The following is a 17,709-nucleotide window of genomic DNA, read 5'->3' as shown; positions in this document are numbered from 1 at the left end:
CCTGTCTGTCCCCTGACACAAGTGAAAACAGATAATGAAAAAAACCTTAAGTATTCGAGCGATGTTGATCAGCCTGTTCTTAGCCGCAGTGCTAGGCGCTGTGGTGCTGGCGGCAACCGGTTGGACGACCAACCAACGGCTAATCGACTCACAGCGTTATATTACCAATGAAGTATTGCCGCTTCAGGATGCCAGCATGGGCATGGTGCTTACCATGGGGGCATTTGGTCAACGCCATGCGGATTTGCTTGCCGCAGAAAGCGTGACTGATCTAGATGAGACCACCTCTCAAGCGGCACTGGATGAGCGTTTTAATGATGCACGGCAAGGCCTCCATGGGGTTGATCAAGCGCAAGGGTTGAGTGAGCTGGATAGCCACTATCAAGCATTGCTGGAAGGAGATACGGCGCTGGAAGCCGTACGCCGCGAAGAGCTGAGCCTACAAACCCAGATGGCTGAGCGCATCAGTGCAATGCAAGCGCTTATTTCTCAAGTAATACTAAGTGCCGAAGATATTGCCGGGCGGACGGCGCTAGCACAGGTTCGCAGTGACCGTGAACAGCGCGAGTTAGTGGAAGCCTGGCGCGAAGATGGCATGACCACGTTACCGACCCAATTGCTCGACAATATGTTTACCGCGCAAGCGGACATCGGACGCCTGAGCGGCAATGCGCGCATGGCATTAGCGCAGCTGTCAGATCTTGGCCGCCAGATGATGCAAACGACTAGCGTCGATGCGCTGGTCAATTTGCGTCACAATGAAATTGCCCAGCAGGTGGGTCTAGCTCGCCAATCACTGGCGGCGATCGCCGACGCGCCTAGCACCGAAGTAGACCAGCGCGCGCAAATCAGTGATCTAGACGATGTCATCGTAGAGCTGGATGGGTTGATGGTATCCGATGACAACGCTGTCTATGAGCTGCGTTTACAGCAGTTAGAGTTAAACGCCCAGGTGCAAGCGGCGCTCACTAATGTTGCCCAAGCCATGGCGCAGATGCGCACGGCGCTGAGCGACGTGGAGGCATTTACCGTGGCTCAGGCGGACAGCGCCGCGACCCAGGCCGAAGCATTAGCCAACGCCGGGCGTTCACTGCTGATTATGGTTACTCTGGCGGTCATCGCGCTGCTTGCCATCTTTGGCTGGCGTACCATGGTGCGTGTATTGGGCCCGCTAGTGGCGATGCGCCAGCAAATGGAAAACATCAGCGGAGCCGCAGGGGAAAACGCTGACCTTTCTAAGCGACTAGAGCTTAAGCGCAATGATGAAGTGGGCCAAACTGCCCAAGCGTTTAACAACATGATGAATACTTTTGAAGGCATGGTGGCACAAATTCGTGAAAGTGCCGAAGCCATCGCGGCCAGCAGCCGCCAAATTGCCGCCGGTAATGAAAACCTCTCCCAGCGTACTGACCAGCAGGCAGCATCGTTGGCGGAAACGGCTTCAAGCCTCGAACAGATCACGGCCACGGTGAAACAGACCGCTGATTACGCTGACCAAGCCAAAGACGCTAGCGGTAATGTTGATCAGCGCGCCCGTGCCGCTGGTGAGGTATCAACGCGCACCACGGCGGCAATGGGTGATATCCGCGAGGCGAGCGAAAAGATTACCTCGATCATCAAAGCCATTGACGATATCGCTTTTCAAACCAACTTGCTGGCGCTCAACGCTTCTGTTGAAGCGGCGCGAGCGGGTGAGCAGGGCCGTGGGTTTGCCGTAGTGGCCCAAGAAGTGCGCAAATTAGCGGGACGTAGCGCCGATGAAGCGGCCCAAATTCGTCATTTGGTAGACGACAGTGTCGCCAAGGTAAGCGAGGGTGAGCAACTGGTAAACGCCTCAAGCAAACACCTGCAGGAAATCATTGATAGCCTGGGAGAGGTGACGCGCTATGTTACCGAGATTGCTGGGGCGACCCATGAGCAATCTGCTGGTATTGATCAGATCAACCAGGCAATTTCGCAGCTGGATCAGGTGACACACCAGAACGCCCGCTTGGTGCAAGAAGCGACGACTGCCAGCCATACGCTGGATGATCGTGCCGGTGATATGCATTCACTGGTAGGGCGCTTTCGGGTCGGCGACGCGGCAGGGCAACGGCATCTAGCGCTTCCGCAGCAGGAGAAAGTGACTCAGTAGTAAGCAATTACTACCTATTGTCGGAAAGCGCTTGCTAGTCTCATCTAACACGCCCTGCGTGTGCTCAAACACTCGATCAATAACCATAAGATAACCAAGAGGAGCACTGAGATGAGCAGCAAGCGCATTTTAATGATCACCGGCGATTTCACTGAAGATTATGAAACCATGGTGCCATTTCAGGCACTTATGGCAGTCGGCCATCGTGTCGATGCAGTTTGCCCCGGGAAAGCCTCGGGCGATACTGTGGCGACGGCGATTCATGACTTCGAAGGCGATCAAACCTATTCCGAAAAGCCCGGCCACCGTTTTGCCCTGAATGCCGATTTTGCCAGCATTAATCCCGCCGATTACGATGCCTTGGTAGTGCCTGGTGGACGTGCACCTGAATATCTTCGTTTGAACAAAGAGGTGCTAACCATGGTTCAGCACTTTTTTGAGACCAATAAACCCGTGGCGGCGATTTGCCACGGCGCTCAGCTATTAGCCGCTGCAAAAGTACTGGAAGGGAAGCAGTGCTCCGCTTACCCGGCCTGCCAGCCGGAAGTAGAGCTTGCGGGTGGCCACTTTGCCAACCTGGAAGTGACCGATGCGGTAACCGATGGCAACCTGGTCACCGCCCCCGCATGGCCTGCCCACCCAGCCTGGCTGGCGCAGTTTATGGCGCTACTGAATAAGTGAGCTTGGCCCACTAACCTAACGAAATTTGCGCCCAGCACCCGCTGGGCGCTCTTGTTTGCTGTGCCAATAATTGCCGCTATGCTCTAATCAGAGGATTCCTGATAATGCGTGTGGTTACGAACACCCCGAGAGACAGCCTATGTGTAAACTGTTTATTCAAGCCGACCCAGAGCTGTGGCGCAGTGCGACACACTCGCTGCGTATCGATGGCATGGTTACCAGCGTGCGAATGGAAAATTACTTCTGGCACATTCTCGAAGAGATTGCCCAGCGTGATGGAATGAACACGGCCCAAATGATTACTCGGCTTTATCATGAATCTATCGATGCCGGGCACGATTTGGGTAACTTTACCTCGTTTTTACGCGTTTGCGCTCTGCGTTATCAGGCGCTTCAATTGACGGGTGATATTCCTACCCAGCATCAAGTGCCTATCGCCACCCTGGATGCTGAGCAAATTTTAGCTCGCGAGGGCGGCAATAGACGTGATCCATTGCATTGACGGGAGTGAGTAAGGCGTTATTGAAGCGGTCACTCAAGTCGCGCTTCCAGCGCCGTTAAAAATTTTTCAATACGCGCTGCGTTGGTGCCCACGTCGCTGGCACCCAGACGTGATGCCGAGCGCATATCCACCTGTACTCCGTTCTCAAGCTCGGTTAGGCGAATGACCACATCATCCTCAAAGCCAAACCAGCGCGTGGTCGCGGTGGCTTCTATGTGGTTGTCGGTAATTCGTGCGATCCGCCAGCCAGCCTCTTCGGCCTCAGCTTGTGCGGCAGCGAGTACCATTTGTGGGGCCTCGTCCAAGACCAGCGGCTTGATATAAGGGTAGGCTGCTTGCTGCTGCTGAGCGGTGGCATCGCCCGGGTAGTCAACCGCGTTAGGCGCCGCTTCTCGTGCGTCAGCTAACGCTTCAAAGACAGGAGGGTTCTGCGTATCGGTGGTGATGTCGTGAATCGCGGGCACTTGTTGAGCGCGTTGCCAATGCTGCCAGGGTACGTAAAGCAGTACAGCAGCGGCGACGATAACCAGCGTGGCTATTAAGGCGGGCCTAGAGCGACGAGCCAGCAGACTAAACAGTAGCGTGACAATACTGACCGCGACTGCTCCTCCAGCGGCATAAACGCCGTTACGGAGTAAGTTGAACGCCTCGCCTAGGCTGATAAATTCGCCCCGATAAGCAGGCCCGGAACCCGCCATCATTAGGGCCGCCACCGCTAGCAGCAAAATGGCTAAGCCAGCCAGCACGTTTGGCCAACGGCCTCCACGAGGGCGTACCGTTGTTAGTCGCGTTACCATGTTCTCTCCTTATCACAGCGTATTTCGCTATTCTTAGCATGGATGCTTCTTAACACAGAGACTTCTTAGCACAAACACTGGGTCAATGGGCAATGTGAACGTGTTAAACCCTGACGATAGGATATATATGACCGATAACGTAGCCGCTCTTCGCCAGCTATTGCTCAGCGCACCACGTGACGCCCTGCCAATGACATATCAGCAGGTGGCTAGCGCGCTAGCGCTCACACCGCCGCGGACTATCGCTCAAGTCACTCAGGCGTTAGAGCAGTTAATGCGCGAAGATGCCGCACAGCAGAAGCCTTTCATCGCAGCACTGGTGGTCAGCCGGCGAGGCGGTGGTTTACCTGCGGCTGGCTTTTTTGAACTAGCCGTCACCTTAGGCCGCTTTCCTGCGGATACCGCACAGCACGAGGCCGCTTATCGCGCTGAGTTTCAGGGTGCCCTTGACGAGCGTGAGAACGCAGATAAAAACGCTCAGCCTTAAGTTTCGCCACGCTGGCTAGGCGTTTTTCGCAGTGGGTCAAGCAACGGGCCAAGCCCATTATGATCAATTTCGTGCATCAGATGCAGCAGTTGGCCAATTTCCCCGGAGGGAAACCCCTCCCGAGCGAACCAGTTTAAATAAGGGCCGGGAAGGTCAGCGATAAGCCGACCCTCATACTTGCCAAAGGGCATGGTACGCGTCACTAGCTTTTCCAGATCCTCTGGTTTCATGCATTTACTCCTTTGATATGTAACGAAACGTTTTAGGCGCCATTATCAGGCCGCTGGGCGATTTCGCCAATCAGTTGGGCCAGCGCCCGGGCGGGTTCGCTCAAATGGCCGCTACTGGGGTGAATTAGCCCGACATCACGGTGAAAGGTGCGTTCACCTAAATCAATCGCACGCACTTCCGCTGGCCAGCGTTGCTGCGCAATCGCTTGGGGCACCAGAGCAACGCCTACCCCTTTGGCGACCAGTTTAACGATGGCCTCCAGTTCATCCACTTCGCATACTTCACGTACATTGCAGTGATTGTCGCGTAGAAAGCGTTCGACCTGCCGTCCCCCAAAGGAAGCACGGTCGTAGCGGACAAACGGCTGGCGGGCGATCAGCTCCTGCCAGTGATCGCCCTCAATATGGCGCGGCACGATTAAACGAAATGGCTCGTGGGCAAGGGGCGTCCAGCGTAAATCGCTGTGCAGTGAAAAGGGCGGGCGAATAATCACCGCCATATCCAGTTCCCCAGCGTCGACTTGATTCACCAGCTCCATGGAGAGCCCAGGCACCACGCGGGTGCGGCATTCGCTATAGGCGTGATGAAAGCGCGCCAGCGCATCGGGCAGTAGCGAGCGCTGTATGGACGCGATGGCCCCAATGTTGACCCGTTGAGTGGTGGCTTGGCCTGCAGTCGTCGCACCCAGCGTGCTGTAGAGGGTGAGCAGTGCATGAGCTTGCTTTAACGTTTCCTGCCCACGCTGCGTCAAGATGGCGGCACGCCCTTTACGCTCAAACAGTGGGATACCCAACTCTTCCTCGAGGCGTTTCATTTGTGCGCTTACCGCCGCTTGAGTCAGGCCAATTTTATTGCCCGCTGCGGCAAAGGTGCCTTCCTGTGCTACCGCAATCAGCGTTTTTAGCTCACGGATCATTGATCAATCCTTTTTGTGAATCAGCTAAATAGTTATTGATTTTATTTTCCCATGAGCGGCCCTAGGATTAATACAGCGGGGCTGCATAAAGTGCCCGCTAACCCTCATAAAACCCAATAATGTGGAGAATGACCATGAGCCTTTCACCCTTCCATCTGGCGATTCCCGTTTACGATGTGGCGCTGGCGCGAGCGTTTTATAATGATGTGTTTGGCCTGGAAGAGGGGCGTTCCAGCGAGCAGTGGGTCGACTTTAATTTCTTTGGCCACCAACTGGTCATTCATGAGCAGCCCAAAACGCCGGGGCAAGAGAGCGCCCACACTAATCCGGTAGATGGGCACAACGTCCCGGTGCCGCACTTTGGCGTAATATTAGCGTGGGACGAGTGGGAAGCCCTGGCCGAGCGCTTGAAATCGCGCGATACGCAGTTTGTGATCGAGCCGTATATTCGCTTTAAAGGCGAAGTAGGTGAGCAGGCCACCATGTTTCTGCTCGACCCCTGCGGAAATGCCCTGGAGTTCAAGGCGTTTAAAGATATGAGTCAGGTGTTTGCTAAATAAGCCCTGCATTAAATCTCGTTTTAAGCGCGTAACGCTTGCTCCTGGCGGCGATGCTGAAGCGGGGGCTCGCCAAAGTAGCGCTTATAGTCACGGCTAAACTGAGGCACGCTGCGGTAACCCACCGCCGCAGCGGCCTGATTAACGTTGTGATTATCCTGCAGCAGCAACTGCTGCGCTTTGATTAGGCGCAACCGCTTTAAGTACTGAGCCGGTGATGAGCGGGTAATTTGCTTAAAGTGCTGGTGAAAAGTCGAGGGGCTCATATGGGCCTGTGCTGCCAACTGCTCCACGCTAAAGTCGTCGGCAAAATGGGTGTGGAGCTTAGACAGCACCTGCACAATACGTGAGTAATTACCGTGCCCTAATACCAACGCCCGTAAAGCAGGCCCCTGTTCTCCCTTCAGCGCTTCAAACACCACGTCACGAATGCGGGCGTTGCCCATGGCGCTGCACTCTACCGCTACGTTTAGCGTGCGCGCCAAGCGCAATACGGCGTCCTGCATGCCCTCTGTCATGGCCACCGAGGCCATTGGCAGCGGTGCCTGGGCGTGATGACCGGTATCGCCCATAGCTGTCACCATCTCGCTTAATAGTGCCGGATCCAGGCGCACCGATATACCCAGCAAAGGGGCTTCCGGCGAGCCGTAGGTTTCGCACTCAAAGGGCAGTGGCAACGTTTGGACTAAGTAGTGGCCGGGGTCGTAATAGATTTCGCGATCACCCAGATAACCCATTTTACGCCCCTGGGCAATGATGGTCAGGCTTGGCTCATAGATCAGCGGTGTGCGAATCTGGTGGCGGCTTAAACAGAGTAACGACACGCCGGGCAGTGATGTGCTATTGATTCCGTCGCTTTTAACCAGTGGTGCGATAACGGCAGCCAGCGTATTGCCAGCCTGAGCGGTGGAGGTCATGAGGATTTCTCTTAGGTTTCTAGTGGAATTTGCATAATCATAATGATTTATGCCAATTTTTTGTTATTTTATTACGTGTTATCGGAGTATTTGGCAAAAATGACGTAGCTTCGTTCATCGCTATCATCACTGATTAGGCGAATACTATCGGCATACCTCGCATGCGGGGAAATGTCTGCTGATTTATATGGCAGTCTTTTGCTGATAAGGAGTTTCACCGATGAGCCAAGCATTATCCTACGCCGCATTCGCTGCCGATAAGCCCTTAGCACCGTTTACTTTTGATCGTCGCCAGCCGCGCCCCGATGACGTCGCCATCGAAATTCTCTACTGTGGTGTCTGCCACAGCGATCTGCATTTTGCTCGCAATGACTGGGGCATGAGCCAGTATCCCGTTGTACCTGGCCATGAGATTGTCGGACGCGTGACCTCTGTGGGCGATAAAGTATCGCGTTTTAAAGCCGGTGACCTGGTGGGTGTCGGTTGCATGGTCGATTCATGCCGTACCTGTGCTGCCTGTAAGGACGGCGTAGAGCAGTACTGCCTGGAAGGCTTCACCATGACCTACGGCAGCGAAGACCGCCAGGATGGCACCCTAACCCAGGGTGGCTACTCCGATTCCATCGTGGTGAGCGAGCACTTCGTGCTACAGATGCCTGATGGTATTGATCTGGCCTCAGCGGCGCCGATTCTATGCGCCGGTGTAACGACTTACTCACCGCTCAAGCATCACGGCGTGGGCAAAGGCCATAAAGTCGGTGTGATCGGTATGGGTGGCTTAGGCCACATGGGCGTTAAATTGGCCAAAGCGTTGGGCGCTGAAGTCACGGTGTTCACCCGTTCCGACGCCAAGGTTGAAGAAGCGAAGCGTAACGGTGCAGACCACGTGGTGGTTTCCAGCGACCAGGCACAAATGGATGCCGTGGCTGAAACCTTTGATTTCATGCTCGACACTGTACCTGTCCAACACGATCTAAACCCCTACCTAACGTCGTTGAAGTATGACGGTACCCATATCATTGTCGGCTTGTTAGAGCCTATTGAGCCTGCTATTGAAGCGTTCAATTTGGTCTTTAAGCGTCGTGTGGTTGCCGGTTCACTAATTGGTGGCATTGCGGAGACTGAAGAGCTGCTCAAGCTGTGCGCCGATCAGGGCATTACCTGTGATATCGAGATGCTCGATATCAATAACATTAACGAAGGTTTTGAGCGCATGGAAAAAGGCGATGTGCGCTATCGTTTCGTGATTGATATGGCCACGCTAAAAAACAGTGCAGCCTAAATAACGGATTGTCTAGCTGCCTATCTATCCACTCAGGTAGGTAGCTAGCTGGAGCAAAACAAAACGGCCCGAGTCCTGCAGAGGACTCGGGCCGTTTTTCTAGCTAGCCACTTTAGCGCCTGAGGCGTTTCAACTTCGTGGTTGGCGTGTGACTCTTGCTGCCACCACGCCGGGCAAGAGCATCAAGCCTGCTAACAGCCAAGCTGGCCAGCTACCCAAGCGGGTGAAAGGCGTTAGACCCTCCATGGCGTAAAACTCACCGGTGAGCGTGGTTGTCTCAAACTGCGGCGCGCGTTCAACAATGCGCCCACTGGAATCGATAATAGCGGTAATGCCATTGCTGGTGGCGCGGATCACATAGCGTCCATTCTCTAGCGCGCGTAGGCGTGCCATCTGCAGATGCTGGTGGGGGCCAATTGAGGCGCCAAACCAGGTGTCGTTAGACACCGTCATGATGACACCGCTGTCTTGGGCTCGGCGGGCGACTAGCTGTGGGTAGATGATCTCATAGCAAATAGCGTTACCAATATGAATCCCGGTGGCCTGCATCGGTGTTTGCTCATGCTCACCTTTGGTAAAGGTCGACATGGGCAGGTCAAAAAAATCAATCGCCCCGCGGAGTACACTCTCCAGCGGCAGGTACTCACCAAAAGGCACCAGGTGTTCTTTCTGGTAGCTGCCCTCTACGTCGCCGACGCCAATCACGCTATTGAAGTAACGCTCCTGCTCGTCGCGCTGAACGATGCCGGTGAGCAGAGCGACGTCGGGCGGTAGGTTCGCTTGCACCCGCTCCAGCACCGGGCGAGCCTGGGTCTCCATCATTGGCAGCGCGGTTTCTGGCCAGATGATCAGGTCAACCTCATCGGCGACTTCGCGGGTGAGGTTGCTATAGGTATTCGCCGCCGTGCGCTGCCCTTCGGGCGTCCACTTCAGCAACTGCGGCAGGTTGCCCTGTAGCAGTGCCACGCGCGTGGGCTCGTCCACAGGCGTGGTCCACTGATGGGGGAGTGCCAAGGGAATTAGCCAAATAGCCGCCAGTGGCGCAAGTGTCCACCACTGACGGCGCAGCAGTAGTTCAGCGCCAAGCGCACCGCTAAGTGCGACCAGCAGCGAGAGCAGGTAGACGCCGCCAACGGGTGCCCAGGCAGCCAGCGGCGAGTCGACGTAGCCAGAGCCCAGCAACAGCCAGGGAAAGCCGGTAAACAAGTAGGTGCGTAGCACCTCGCCCAGTACCCAGGCGCCAGCAAAGCTGATAAACGCAAGCCGGGCGGAGGTGAAGCGCCGGTAGAGCCAGAAAGTGCCGGCAAAAAACAGCGCCAGAATCGTCACAAACAGCGCTGTTAGGAAAACAGCTAGCGGTACACCGGTGTAGCCATAGTCGTGGATAGAGACATACACCCAAGAGGTGCCGCTGGCGAACAGTGCCACACCGTATAACCAGCCCTTCAGGGCCGCCTGGGCGGGGGTTAAAGTGTGCAGGCCCACATAGAGTAAGCCAATGGCCACCGGGCCAAGCCACCAAAGCTCAAAAGGGGAAGCCGTTAGGGTGGTGAAACCGCCCGCCACCAGGGCGGCAAGCAGCTGTAACAAAAACGCGGGGGGTAAACCCATAGCGATAACCTATCTACGGTAAAGTGCGAGGGAGTGGAGAGAAAACAGCGCGACAACAAGCGCCTAGGCTGGCTTGTTCTCCTGGTCATCATCCTCTTCGTCATCGCGGCGGGTGTCGCGATAGGCTTCGAGTAGACGGATGCGTCGGGTGTCGGCATTGAGAATCACAAACCGCCAGCCGCCCAGAATGGTGTGTTCACCGCGCCGCGGTAGATGGCCAAACTGCTGCATTACCAGGCCGCCAACGGTATCGAACTCATCGTCAGAGAACTCGGTGTCAAAGCGTTCGTTGAAATCTTCGATGGGGGTCAGTGCGCGAATGGCGTAGCGGCCATTCTCTATTTCGCGGATATCGTCCTCTTCATCGGTATCGTGCTCATCTTCGATGTCGCCAACGATCTGCTCAAGAATATCTTCGATGGTGATAATGCCCGCGGTGCCGCCGTATTCATCCACCACCACTGCCATGTGATTGTGGGTATCCCGAAACTCTTTGAGTAGGCTGTTTAGCCGTTTTGATTCAGGGATAAACATCGCGGGGCGCAAAATGTCATCTAACTTGAACGCATCACGCTGGGCCTGTGTCTGGGAGAGCAGGGGGAGTAAATCTTTTACCAGCAGAATGCCTTTTACATCGTCCAGATTTTCGCCAATCACCGGGTAGCGGGAGTGGCCGGTTTCCTGAATCAGTGGTAGGTAGCCGTCGCTGGTTTGATCCAGAGCGATGGCTGAGACCTGGGAGCGAGGTATTAGCACTTCACGAACCTGCTGATCGCTGATATCAAGCGCCCCTTCGATGATCATAATGGCGTCTTGATCCAGCTTTAATTTCCCTGCGGTATGGCGTAAAAACGTCATCAGCTCATCGCGTGAGCTGGGTTCGTCATTGTCTCCGGAAAGGGCGCCAAAGAGTTTCTCGAGCCAGGATTTTTGATTGGGGTTGCTCGATCGGTCTTCGCTCATGCGTCAATTCTCTCGTTTGCGGGCAGACAGTTGCTATCTCGTTGACGACATCGTTATATAAACCATGTCGTCAGGTAGCTGTTTTATCACTGAAACGGGGGATAGTACCAGATTAGTTGTTACGTGATTTAACGCACTCACCGCTAAATAATAAAGAGGTAAGGGGCTAAGCGTGTTCCCTATTGAGCGGGGGGGCTGTCAGCATACGGATCAGGAATGCTTAGCTCGGCTAACAGCTCGCGCTCAAACTGCTCCATTTCCTCGGCCTCGTGATCATCAATATGATCGTAGCCCATTAAATGCAAGATGCCATGCACGACCATATGGGCGTAGTGGTGCTCGATCGACTTGTTTTGCTCGTTGGCTTCTTTGGCCACCACGGCATGGCAAATCACCAGGTCGCCGAGTAACGGTAAATCCACACCTGGCGGGCTCTCAAAAGGGAATGACAGCACGTTGGTGGTTTTGTCTTTGCCGCGGTAATCACGGTTGAGCGTTTGGCTTTCAAGCTCATCCACAAAGCGAATAGTCACTTCAAGACGCTGATCGTCAGGGTGGTGGGCAAACACACAGCCCACCCATTGGGTGAGCTGTGGCAGGCTGGGTAGCAGTGGTTCGTCAATCGCCGCCTGACGATCAACGATGACTTCAATGGCCTCGCTCATCGCGAACTATCCCATGCGTCTTCGCGTGCCTGCATACGTGCGTCACGCTCTTGCTGGCGTGCCTCGCGGCGAGCACGCTCTTCCACTTCCTGCTGGGATTCGAACATATCGTAGGCTTCGATAATGCGCTGTACCAGCGGGTGGCGTACCACATCCTTGGCGGCAAAGTGGGTGACGCCGATGCCTTGAGTGTCTTTCAACACGTCGAGCACCTGAATCAGCCCTGAACGCTGGCCTTTGGGGAGATCGACCTGGGTCACGTCGCCGGTAATCACGGCGGTGGAGCCAAAGCCAATCCGGGTCAGGAACATTTTCATCTGCTCCGGGGTGGTGTTCTGGCTCTCATCCAGAATGATGTAGGAGTTATTGAGTGTGCGGCCACGCATATAGGCCAGCGGGGCAATCTCAATCACCTGACGCTCAATCAGTTTTGCCACCTGCTCGAAGCCAATCATTTCATACAGGGCATCGTAAAGGGGCCGCAGGTAGGGATCGATTTTCTGGGCCAGGTCGCCGGGCAAGAAGCCAAGTTTTTCACCCGCTTCCACCGCCGGGCGCACGAGCAGGATGCGGCGTACTTCCTGTTGGTTGAGTGCCTCAACCGCGGCGGCAACAGCGAGGTAGGTTTTACCGGTACCCGCAGGGCCAATGCCGAAATTGATATCGTGTTCGCGGATACTGGATACGTAGCGCTGCTGGTTGAGCCCGCGCGGTTTGATCATGGTGCGTGGGGTGCGCATGATCACTTCATCGCTGCTGCCGACGCCGTCAGCTTCCTCTTCCAGCGCTTCAAGCCCAGACTCTTGCAGGAACAGGTGCACAGTGTCGGCCTCAAGTTCGCTCGCCGCTGTTTCGCGATAGAGGTGTTCCAACACGTTCGCCGCTGCTTTGATGCGGTTGGCTGGGCCCGCCAGTTGGAACACATTGCCCCGGTTGCGCAGCGTCACATCTAGGCGGCTTTCAATCAGCTTCAAATGCTCGTCCTGCTGGCCGCAAAGGCTAGCAAGGCGCTGCGGATCATTGGGTTCAAGGCTTAAGGTGATGATGCGATTGGCCTGAGGTGTTGGCTGGCTCAAGAGTGGGAAACCCCTCGTTAGTGTGTGTATCGTTCAGCTTACTGCCCCGCCAGAAGCGGGGCAATGATCTGTGATAAGTGAACGATCAATAGCGCTCGGGTGAGGCAAGCTCACCGCGTAGCGAATTGGGAAATGCCTCGGTGATCTCTACATCGACAAAGTAGCCGATTAGTTCGGTGGGGTTGGCAGCGCGGAAGTTAACCACTCGGTTATTCTCGGTACGCCCTGAGAGCTGGCCGGGGTCGCGGGGCGAAAAGCCGTTAACCAGTACACGCTGTGTGCTGCCGACCATGCGGCGGCTAATTTGCGCGGTTTGCTGAATGATCCGCTCCTGCAGAATCGCCAGACGCTGCTTTTTGACACTCTCCGGTGTTTCATCCGGCAGGCCAGAAGCAGGTGTGCCGGGGCGTGCGGAGTAAACGAAGCTGAACGAATGATCGAAGCCGATTTGATGAATTAAATTCATCGTCGCTTCAAAATCTTCTTCTGTTTCGCCAGGGAAGCCGATGATGAAGTCAGAAGAGAAGCTGATGTCCGGGCGGTTGGCGCGGATGCGCTCCATCTTTTCAATGTATTCGGCCGCCGTATGCCCGCGCTTCATGGCAGTAAGAATACGGTCTGAACCCGACTGTACCGGCAGGTGAAGGTGGCTCACCAGCTCAGGGATATCGGCAAAGGCGTCAACTAGGCTGTCGGTAAACTCCACCGGGTGTGAGGTGGTAAAGCGGATGCGGTCAATGCCCTCAACCGCCGCAACGCAGGCAATCAGTTCGGCCAGGTCGATTTCATCGCCAAGCTGGTTTTCACCGCGGTAGGCATTGACGTTCTGGCCCAACAGGTTGATCTCGCGCACGCCCTGGTCGGAAAGGTGAATGACTTCATCCATTACCGCCTCAAAGGGGCGCGAGACTTCTTCACCGCGGGTGTAGGGCACCACGCAGAAGGTGCAGTACTTTGAGCAACCTTCCATGATCGACACAAACGCCGTTGCGCCATCAGAAGAGGGCTTGGGCAGGTGGTCGAATTTTTCGATCTCTGGAAAGGTGACATCTACCGCCGCAATCTGATTATTGCCACGGGCATCCAGCATTGAGGGTACGCGGTGCAGGGTTTGCGGCCCGAACACCATGTCCACGTGAGGCGCGCGCTTGCGAATGGCTTCGCCTTCCTGGCTTGCCACGCAGCCGCCCACGCCAATCACCAGGTTGGGATTGGCGTCTTTAAGTTTTTTCCAGCGTCCCAGCTGATGAAAAACTTTTTCCTGCGCTTTTTCGCGAATCGAGCAGGTGTTTAACAGAATGACATCGGCTTCACGCTCATTATCAGTGAGTTCGAGCTGGTGAGATTCGCCGAGTAGATCCGCCATGCGGGAGGAGTCGTACTCGTTCATTTGGCAGCCGTGCGTTTTGATGAAGAGCTTCTTCGCCATCGGTACCTGTCATCTATGAGTCGTCGGGGGACGAGGATGAATGGAGTGTCGTCGTGCGGTCGGCAATGATGGTGCCCGAACCGCTATCGTTAGTTGGCGCATTATACGGATACAAGAAACCAGCGGCTAGCGTTCATCCATAATCGATACTTGACCCTCACGATTCTATGGGTATACTACGCACCGTGTTTGAGCAGTTCCTCGATAGCTCAGTTGGTAGAGCAAATGACTGTTAATCATTGGGTCGCAGGTTCGAGTCCTGCTCGAGGAGCCAATCAATTGCTGGAAGTTATTAGCAATTTTGGTTTCGCTTTAAACACGATAGCGTTTGAAAAGACAGCGCTTATGAAAAAATAGCTTAAGATGTTCCTCGATAGCTCAGTTGGTAGAGCAAATGACTGTTAATCATTGGGTCGCAGGTTCGAGTCCTGCTCGAGGAGCCAAGTTATCACATCAGTACTTCACAGGTACTGCGCATTAGCTAGCTGTTTAAGATATGCTGATACGGGGATATCTTCATATAACAGGTAGTGCACTGTTCCTCGATAGCTCAGTTGGTAGAGCAAATGACTGTTAATCATTGGGTCGCAGGTTCGAGTCCTGCTCGAGGAGCCATTTAATCCCCCTGTTAGTCTAAGTCTCACTGTTTCTTTAATACCCGCTGCTTAATGGCATCTGGGTGTTTTTCTGTGCCTGAATGCCGCGCATTCGCGTGGTGCTTACTGCTAACGGTTCTTGTGGCGTAAACTACACATAGTCAATCAGTCTGGGAAGTTTATGGTGGGCAAAGTGAATACACCGCAAGCCTTGCAGGTGTTTAAATGTTTAAGCGATGAGACGCGTTTGATGCTGGTGCTGCTGGTGGCTCAAGAGCAGGAGCTTTGCGTGTGCGAAATGACTTATGCGCTGCAGGAGTCCCAGCCTAAAGTATCGCGTCATTTGGCTCAGCTGCGTCAGTGTGGGTTGCTGAGTGATCAGCGTGAGGGGCAGTGGGTCTATTACCGGCTTGCCCCCCAGTTGCCTGCCTGGGCTCATGAGGTGATTCGCGCGGGTGGCCAGGGCAGTGCCGCCCAGTTAGCTGCGCTGACTCGGCGCTTAACCAAAATGGGTGACCGGCCAGCCCGCCTGGCGGCGCTCTGTTGAAACCAGGGTTAAAGCCAAAACGTTAAAACCAAAACGCCGCCCCTTGCGAAGGGGCGGCGTTTTTTTAACTAGCTTATTTTAACTCGGCGTACTTAGCGCTTTGCGGCTAACCGCTGAGTGTCTTGCAGGCGGGCGTAGTCGAGCAGGATTTCAGCCGATTCGAGCACATAGGCGCGATCAACAGCCAGTGCGTCATCTTCGTCGCTTTCCCCTTCACTGTCTTGGGTTGCCTCTGCGTCCTCAATTCCTTCTGTGACGCTTTCGGTGGCATCCGTACGAGCATCCATCCACTCATCCAGTTCTTCAAGGCCCAGTGCTCGGCGGCGTTGGTTTTCCAGCGAAAGCTGCTCGGCTTCCTGGGCTTCCATTTCACGCTTACGCTGCTCGCGATTTAGGCTCACGCTGGTATGCTGCTCGCGTAACTGGCGGGCCAGCGTGGACTGACGCTCTAAATAGCGGAAGTTGGCGTTGTCCTGGGCGCGTGCGTCGTGCTGGGCTATCAGTTTATCCAGCATGGTTTCAGGTTCGCCATAGCGGCGATACTGGACGTTCTGAACGGTGTCCCAGGCCAGGGCATTATCCAGGCTGCTCTCACCAATCCGCTCGGGGTCAATCAGGCTGGGGAAGTCGATGTCCGGCTCAACGCCGCGGTTCTGGGTGCTGTCGCCAGAAATGCGGTAGAACTTGGCGCGAGTCAGTTTGATCTGACCATGGCTCAGCTCGTTGAGCGTCTGCACGGTGCCTTTGCCAAACGTCGGCGTGCCCAATACTAAACCGCGACCATAATCCTGAATCGCACCGGCAAAAATCTCAGAGGCAGAGGCGGAGAGGCGATTCACCAGCACCCCTAGCGGGCCGTCATAAAGTGTCCCTGCTTCGCTGTCGCCATACAGTTGAATGCGCCCCTGGGCATCGCGCACTTGTACGGTGGGGCCGCGGTCGATAAACAGGCCAATAAGCGAGTTGGCTTCCTGGAGCGCACCGCCGCCGTTGTTGCGTAGGTCAAGCACGATACCTTCCACGCCCTCTTCTTTAAGGCGTTCGACTTCTTTGGCAACATCGCGAGTAGTGCTGCGATACTCCTCTTCACCCGCTTGCCAGGCGTCAAAATCGACGTAGAACGTCGGGATGTTAATCACCCCTAAGCGGTGAGGTTCTCCATCACGCTCGACTTCAATCACTTCGCCATGGGCGGCTTGGTCTTCAAGGCTAACGGTGTCACGGGTAATCTCAACGGTTTGCGAGCGGGTCATATCCACCGCTTGGGCAGGTACCACGTCCAAGCGAACAACGGAGCCTTTGGGGCCACGAATCAGATCCACCACGTTGTCCAGGCGCATGCCGACCACATTGACCATCTCACCCTCTTCCTGGCCTACGGCGATGATACGATCCGCTGGCTCAAGTACGCCGGCGCGCTCCGCTGGGCCGCCGGGCACAAGGCTGGAAACTTTGACATATTCACCATCGGACTGAAGTAGGGCGCCAATGCCCTCAAGGGAGAGGCTCATCTGAATATCGAAGGATTCGCCCTGGCGAGGGGAGAGGTAGCCAGTATGTGGGTCGATACTGCTAGTAACGGCTGCCATCAGTACGCCAAATACATCTTCAGACTCGGTTTGCTCCAGCCGCGTTAGTTGGCCTTCATAGCGCTGGCGCAGGTTGTCTTCAATCTGTTCGCTATCCTGATCGGTCAGGGCGAGCGTTAAGGCGTCGTTTTTAAGCCGCTTGCGCCATAGCTCGTCAAGCTCGCTTTGCCGGGATGCCCAGGGCGCCTCTTCACGATCAATTTCTAAACGCTCGTTGCTTTCAAAATCGAAATCAAGGCCTTCGTCCAGCTTTGCCAACAAAGACTCAAGGCGCGACCGTTGCCGATCACTAAAGGTGTTATAGAGATCAAACGCATCATCCAGCTCACCATTGAAAAGAGCGTCTGCCATGCCCGTCTCTAAGTGACGATAGGGCTCGATATCACTGCGCAGCAGGTAGGCGCGCTGGCCGTCCAGAATATCCAAATAGCGTTGGAAAGCATCCTGCGACCACGCTTCATCAAATGTAATATCAGCATAATGGCCGTAGCGGAGCGAGTCCGCAATTTCCACTGCCGCCTGGCGTTGTTCGTCGGTCGGCTCAAGTTGCGCCAAGGCGGCTGGGCTGGTAACAACCAGCATGACAGCCAGGGCGACCGAACGCGAAAGCGTTGCAAACAAGCTCATCAGTCAAGCTCTCCCGGATTTGTGTACACTCATTCTTCCCTAGACTCGCATATGACCCATGAGTTGCGTAGGTCGAAGGGGTATTGTAGCAGGTCGCCTGCG

The 17,709-nt window shown here is 55.1% G+C and carries 17 protein-coding genes and 3 tRNA genes; 10 read left to right on the top strand and 10 right to left on the bottom strand.

Going from position 1 to position 17,709, the window contains the following annotated elements:
• Positions 1-34 precede the first annotated feature (34 nt).
• The 3 genes from LMS44_RS15845 (at position 35) to LMS44_RS15835 (ending at position 3,317) form a co-directional block, all read left to right on the top strand.
• Positions 35-2,134 carry a methyl-accepting chemotaxis protein gene (locus LMS44_RS15845; RefSeq protein ID WP_009288225.1) on the top strand — a complete coding sequence of 700 codons (2,100 nt, stop codon included), beginning with the start codon at positions 35-37 and terminating at the stop codon, positions 2,132-2,134.
• A 111-nt stretch (positions 2,135-2,245) separates the two neighbouring features.
• Positions 2,246-2,815, top strand: coding sequence for a DJ-1/PfpI family protein (locus LMS44_RS15840; RefSeq protein WP_022522546.1), 570 nt, complete (start codon positions 2,246-2,248; stop codon positions 2,813-2,815).
• 139 nt (positions 2,816-2,954) lie between these two features.
• The gene (locus LMS44_RS15835) at positions 2,955-3,317 is read left to right on the top strand and encodes a ribbon-helix-helix domain-containing protein (RefSeq protein ID WP_027960044.1); all 363 of its coding nucleotides are present in this window, start codon (positions 2,955-2,957) and stop codon (positions 3,315-3,317) included.
• Between the two features lie 29 nt (positions 3,318-3,346).
• On the opposite strand, the gene LMS44_RS15830 is transcribed toward LMS44_RS15835, so the two are convergent.
• Complete coding sequence (locus LMS44_RS15830) at positions 3,347-4,114, bottom strand: DUF1499 domain-containing protein (protein WP_159177100.1); 768 nt, start codon at positions 4,112-4,114, stop codon at positions 3,347-3,349.
• 127 nt (positions 4,115-4,241) lie between these two features.
• Between LMS44_RS15830 and LMS44_RS15825 the strand changes: the two genes are divergently transcribed.
• Entirely contained in the window at positions 4,242-4,601 is a 360-nt protein-coding gene (locus LMS44_RS15825; protein WP_035538246.1) for a hypothetical protein, read from the top strand.
• On the opposite strand, the gene LMS44_RS15820 is transcribed toward LMS44_RS15825, so the two are convergent.
• Positions 4,598-4,831 (bottom strand): DUF3820 family protein, encoded by a 234-nt coding sequence (locus LMS44_RS15820; RefSeq protein WP_022522550.1) that lies wholly within the window; start codon positions 4,829-4,831, stop codon positions 4,598-4,600. The genes LMS44_RS15825 and LMS44_RS15820 overlap by 4 nt on opposite strands.
• 32 nt (positions 4,832-4,863) lie before the next feature.
• Positions 4,864-5,748 carry a LysR family transcriptional regulator gene (locus LMS44_RS15815; protein WP_027960047.1) on the bottom strand — a complete coding sequence of 295 codons (885 nt, stop codon included), beginning with the start codon at positions 5,746-5,748 and terminating at the stop codon, positions 4,864-4,866.
• A gap of 134 nt (positions 5,749-5,882) precedes the next feature.
• Here LMS44_RS15815 and LMS44_RS15810 point away from each other — a divergent pair, with 134 nt between their 5' ends.
• Positions 5,883-6,308, top strand: coding sequence for a VOC family protein (locus LMS44_RS15810; protein ID WP_022522552.1), 426 nt, complete (start codon positions 5,883-5,885; stop codon positions 6,306-6,308).
• 20 nt (positions 6,309-6,328) lie between these two features.
• Here the strand turns inward: LMS44_RS15810 and LMS44_RS15805 are convergent, their stop codons facing one another.
• Positions 6,329-7,222: an AraC family transcriptional regulator gene (locus LMS44_RS15805; RefSeq protein ID WP_159177099.1), complete on the bottom strand. Its 894-nt coding sequence runs from the start codon at positions 7,220-7,222 to the stop codon at positions 6,329-6,331.
• A gap of 220 nt (positions 7,223-7,442) precedes the next feature.
• Here LMS44_RS15805 and LMS44_RS15800 point away from each other — a divergent pair, with 220 nt between their 5' ends.
• Positions 7,443-8,504, top strand: a complete 1,062-nt coding sequence (locus LMS44_RS15800) for an NAD(P)-dependent alcohol dehydrogenase (protein ID WP_009288229.1) — start codon at positions 7,443-7,445, stop codon at positions 8,502-8,504.
• 129 nt (positions 8,505-8,633) lie between these two features.
• Here LMS44_RS15800 and lnt read toward each other — a convergent pair whose 3' ends face one another.
• From lnt to miaB, 5 genes are all read right to left on the bottom strand, one after another.
• The gene (lnt, locus tag LMS44_RS15795) at positions 8,634-10,115 is read right to left on the bottom strand and encodes an apolipoprotein N-acyltransferase (protein ID WP_342584859.1); all 1,482 of its coding nucleotides are present in this window, start codon (positions 10,113-10,115) and stop codon (positions 8,634-8,636) included.
• A 63-nt stretch (positions 10,116-10,178) separates the two neighbouring features.
• Complete coding sequence (locus tag LMS44_RS15790) at positions 10,179-11,078, bottom strand: CorC family transporter (RefSeq protein WP_009288231.1); 900 nt, start codon at positions 11,076-11,078, stop codon at positions 10,179-10,181.
• Positions 11,079-11,257: 179 nt separating this feature from the next.
• Entirely contained in the window at positions 11,258-11,743 is a 486-nt protein-coding gene (ybeY, locus tag LMS44_RS15785) for an rRNA maturation RNase YbeY (RefSeq protein WP_009288232.1), read from the bottom strand.
• Entirely contained in the window at positions 11,740-12,819 is a 1,080-nt protein-coding gene (locus tag LMS44_RS15780; RefSeq protein WP_009288233.1) for a PhoH family protein, read from the bottom strand. Before LMS44_RS15780 ends, ybeY begins: the two co-directional genes overlap by 4 nt.
• 85 nt (positions 12,820-12,904) lie before the next feature.
• Positions 12,905-14,248, bottom strand: coding sequence for a tRNA (N6-isopentenyl adenosine(37)-C2)-methylthiotransferase MiaB (gene miaB, locus LMS44_RS15775; protein WP_009288234.1), 1,344 nt, complete (start codon positions 14,246-14,248; stop codon positions 12,905-12,907).
• A gap of 198 nt (positions 14,249-14,446) precedes the next feature.
• On the opposite strand from miaB, the gene LMS44_RS15770 reads away from it, so the two are divergent.
• From LMS44_RS15770 to LMS44_RS15755, 4 genes are all read left to right on the top strand, one after another.
• Positions 14,447-14,522 (top strand) — tRNA-Asn (locus LMS44_RS15770).
• 93 nt (positions 14,523-14,615) lie between these two features.
• Positions 14,616-14,691: transfer RNA gene (locus LMS44_RS15765), tRNA-Asn, on the top strand.
• 96 nt (positions 14,692-14,787) lie between these two features.
• Positions 14,788-14,863 (top strand) — tRNA-Asn (locus LMS44_RS15760).
• A gap of 162 nt (positions 14,864-15,025) precedes the next feature.
• Positions 15,026-15,391 (top strand): metalloregulator ArsR/SmtB family transcription factor, encoded by a 366-nt coding sequence (locus LMS44_RS15755; RefSeq protein WP_022522558.1) that lies wholly within the window; start codon positions 15,026-15,028, stop codon positions 15,389-15,391.
• Between the two features lie 92 nt (positions 15,392-15,483).
• On the opposite strand, the gene LMS44_RS15750 is transcribed toward LMS44_RS15755, so the two are convergent.
• Entirely contained in the window at positions 15,484-17,607 is a 2,124-nt protein-coding gene (locus tag LMS44_RS15750) for a carboxy terminal-processing peptidase (RefSeq protein ID WP_027960050.1), read from the bottom strand.
• Between the last annotated feature and the right edge of the window lie 102 nt (positions 17,608-17,709).

Origin of the sequence: Halomonas profundus, assembly GCF_020865425.1 — a bacterium.
GTDB lineage: Bacteria > Pseudomonadota > Gammaproteobacteria > Pseudomonadales > Halomonadaceae > Vreelandella > Vreelandella titanicae.
This window is presented reverse-complemented; position numbering and strand designations above follow the sequence as displayed.

What these genes read in the sequence shown, in the direction of transcription:
- LMS44_RS15755 (WP_022522558.1), top strand. Translation starts at nt 15,026, where the DNA reads ATGGTGGGCAAAGTGAATACACCGCAAGCCTTGCAGGTGTTTAAATGT.
- LMS44_RS15810 (WP_022522552.1), top strand. Translation starts at nt 5,883, where the DNA reads ATGAGCCTTTCACCCTTCCATCTGGCGATTCCCGTTTACGATGTGGCG.
- lnt (WP_342584859.1), bottom strand. Translation starts at nt 10,115, where the DNA reads ATGGGTTTACCCCCCGCGTTTTTGTTACAGCTGCTTGCCGCCCTGGTG.
- LMS44_RS15825 (WP_035538246.1), top strand. Translation starts at nt 4,242, where the DNA reads ATGACCGATAACGTAGCCGCTCTTCGCCAGCTATTGCTCAGCGCACCA.
- LMS44_RS15845 (WP_009288225.1), top strand. Translation starts at nt 35, where the DNA reads ATGAAAAAAACCTTAAGTATTCGAGCGATGTTGATCAGCCTGTTCTTA.
- LMS44_RS15805 (WP_159177099.1), bottom strand. Translation starts at nt 7,222, where the DNA reads ATGACCTCCACCGCTCAGGCTGGCAATACGCTGGCTGCCGTTATCGCA.
- LMS44_RS15750 (WP_027960050.1), bottom strand. Translation starts at nt 17,607, where the DNA reads ATGAGCTTGTTTGCAACGCTTTCGCGTTCGGTCGCCCTGGCTGTCATG.
- LMS44_RS15820 (WP_022522550.1), bottom strand. Translation starts at nt 4,831, where the DNA reads ATGAAACCAGAGGATCTGGAAAAGCTAGTGACGCGTACCATGCCCTTT.
- LMS44_RS15800 (WP_009288229.1), top strand. Translation starts at nt 7,443, where the DNA reads ATGAGCCAAGCATTATCCTACGCCGCATTCGCTGCCGATAAGCCCTTA.
- miaB (WP_009288234.1), bottom strand. Translation starts at nt 14,248, where the DNA reads ATGGCGAAGAAGCTCTTCATCAAAACGCACGGCTGCCAAATGAACGAG.
- LMS44_RS15835 (WP_027960044.1), top strand. Translation starts at nt 2,955, where the DNA reads ATGTGTAAACTGTTTATTCAAGCCGACCCAGAGCTGTGGCGCAGTGCG.
- LMS44_RS15840 (WP_022522546.1), top strand. Translation starts at nt 2,246, where the DNA reads ATGAGCAGCAAGCGCATTTTAATGATCACCGGCGATTTCACTGAAGAT.
- LMS44_RS15830 (WP_159177100.1), bottom strand. Translation starts at nt 4,114, where the DNA reads ATGGTAACGCGACTAACAACGGTACGCCCTCGTGGAGGCCGTTGGCCA.
- LMS44_RS15815 (WP_027960047.1), bottom strand. Translation starts at nt 5,748, where the DNA reads ATGATCCGTGAGCTAAAAACGCTGATTGCGGTAGCACAGGAAGGCACC.
- LMS44_RS15790 (WP_009288231.1), bottom strand. Translation starts at nt 11,078, where the DNA reads ATGAGCGAAGACCGATCGAGCAACCCCAATCAAAAATCCTGGCTCGAG.
- ybeY (WP_009288232.1), bottom strand. Translation starts at nt 11,743, where the DNA reads ATGAGCGAGGCCATTGAAGTCATCGTTGATCGTCAGGCGGCGATTGAC.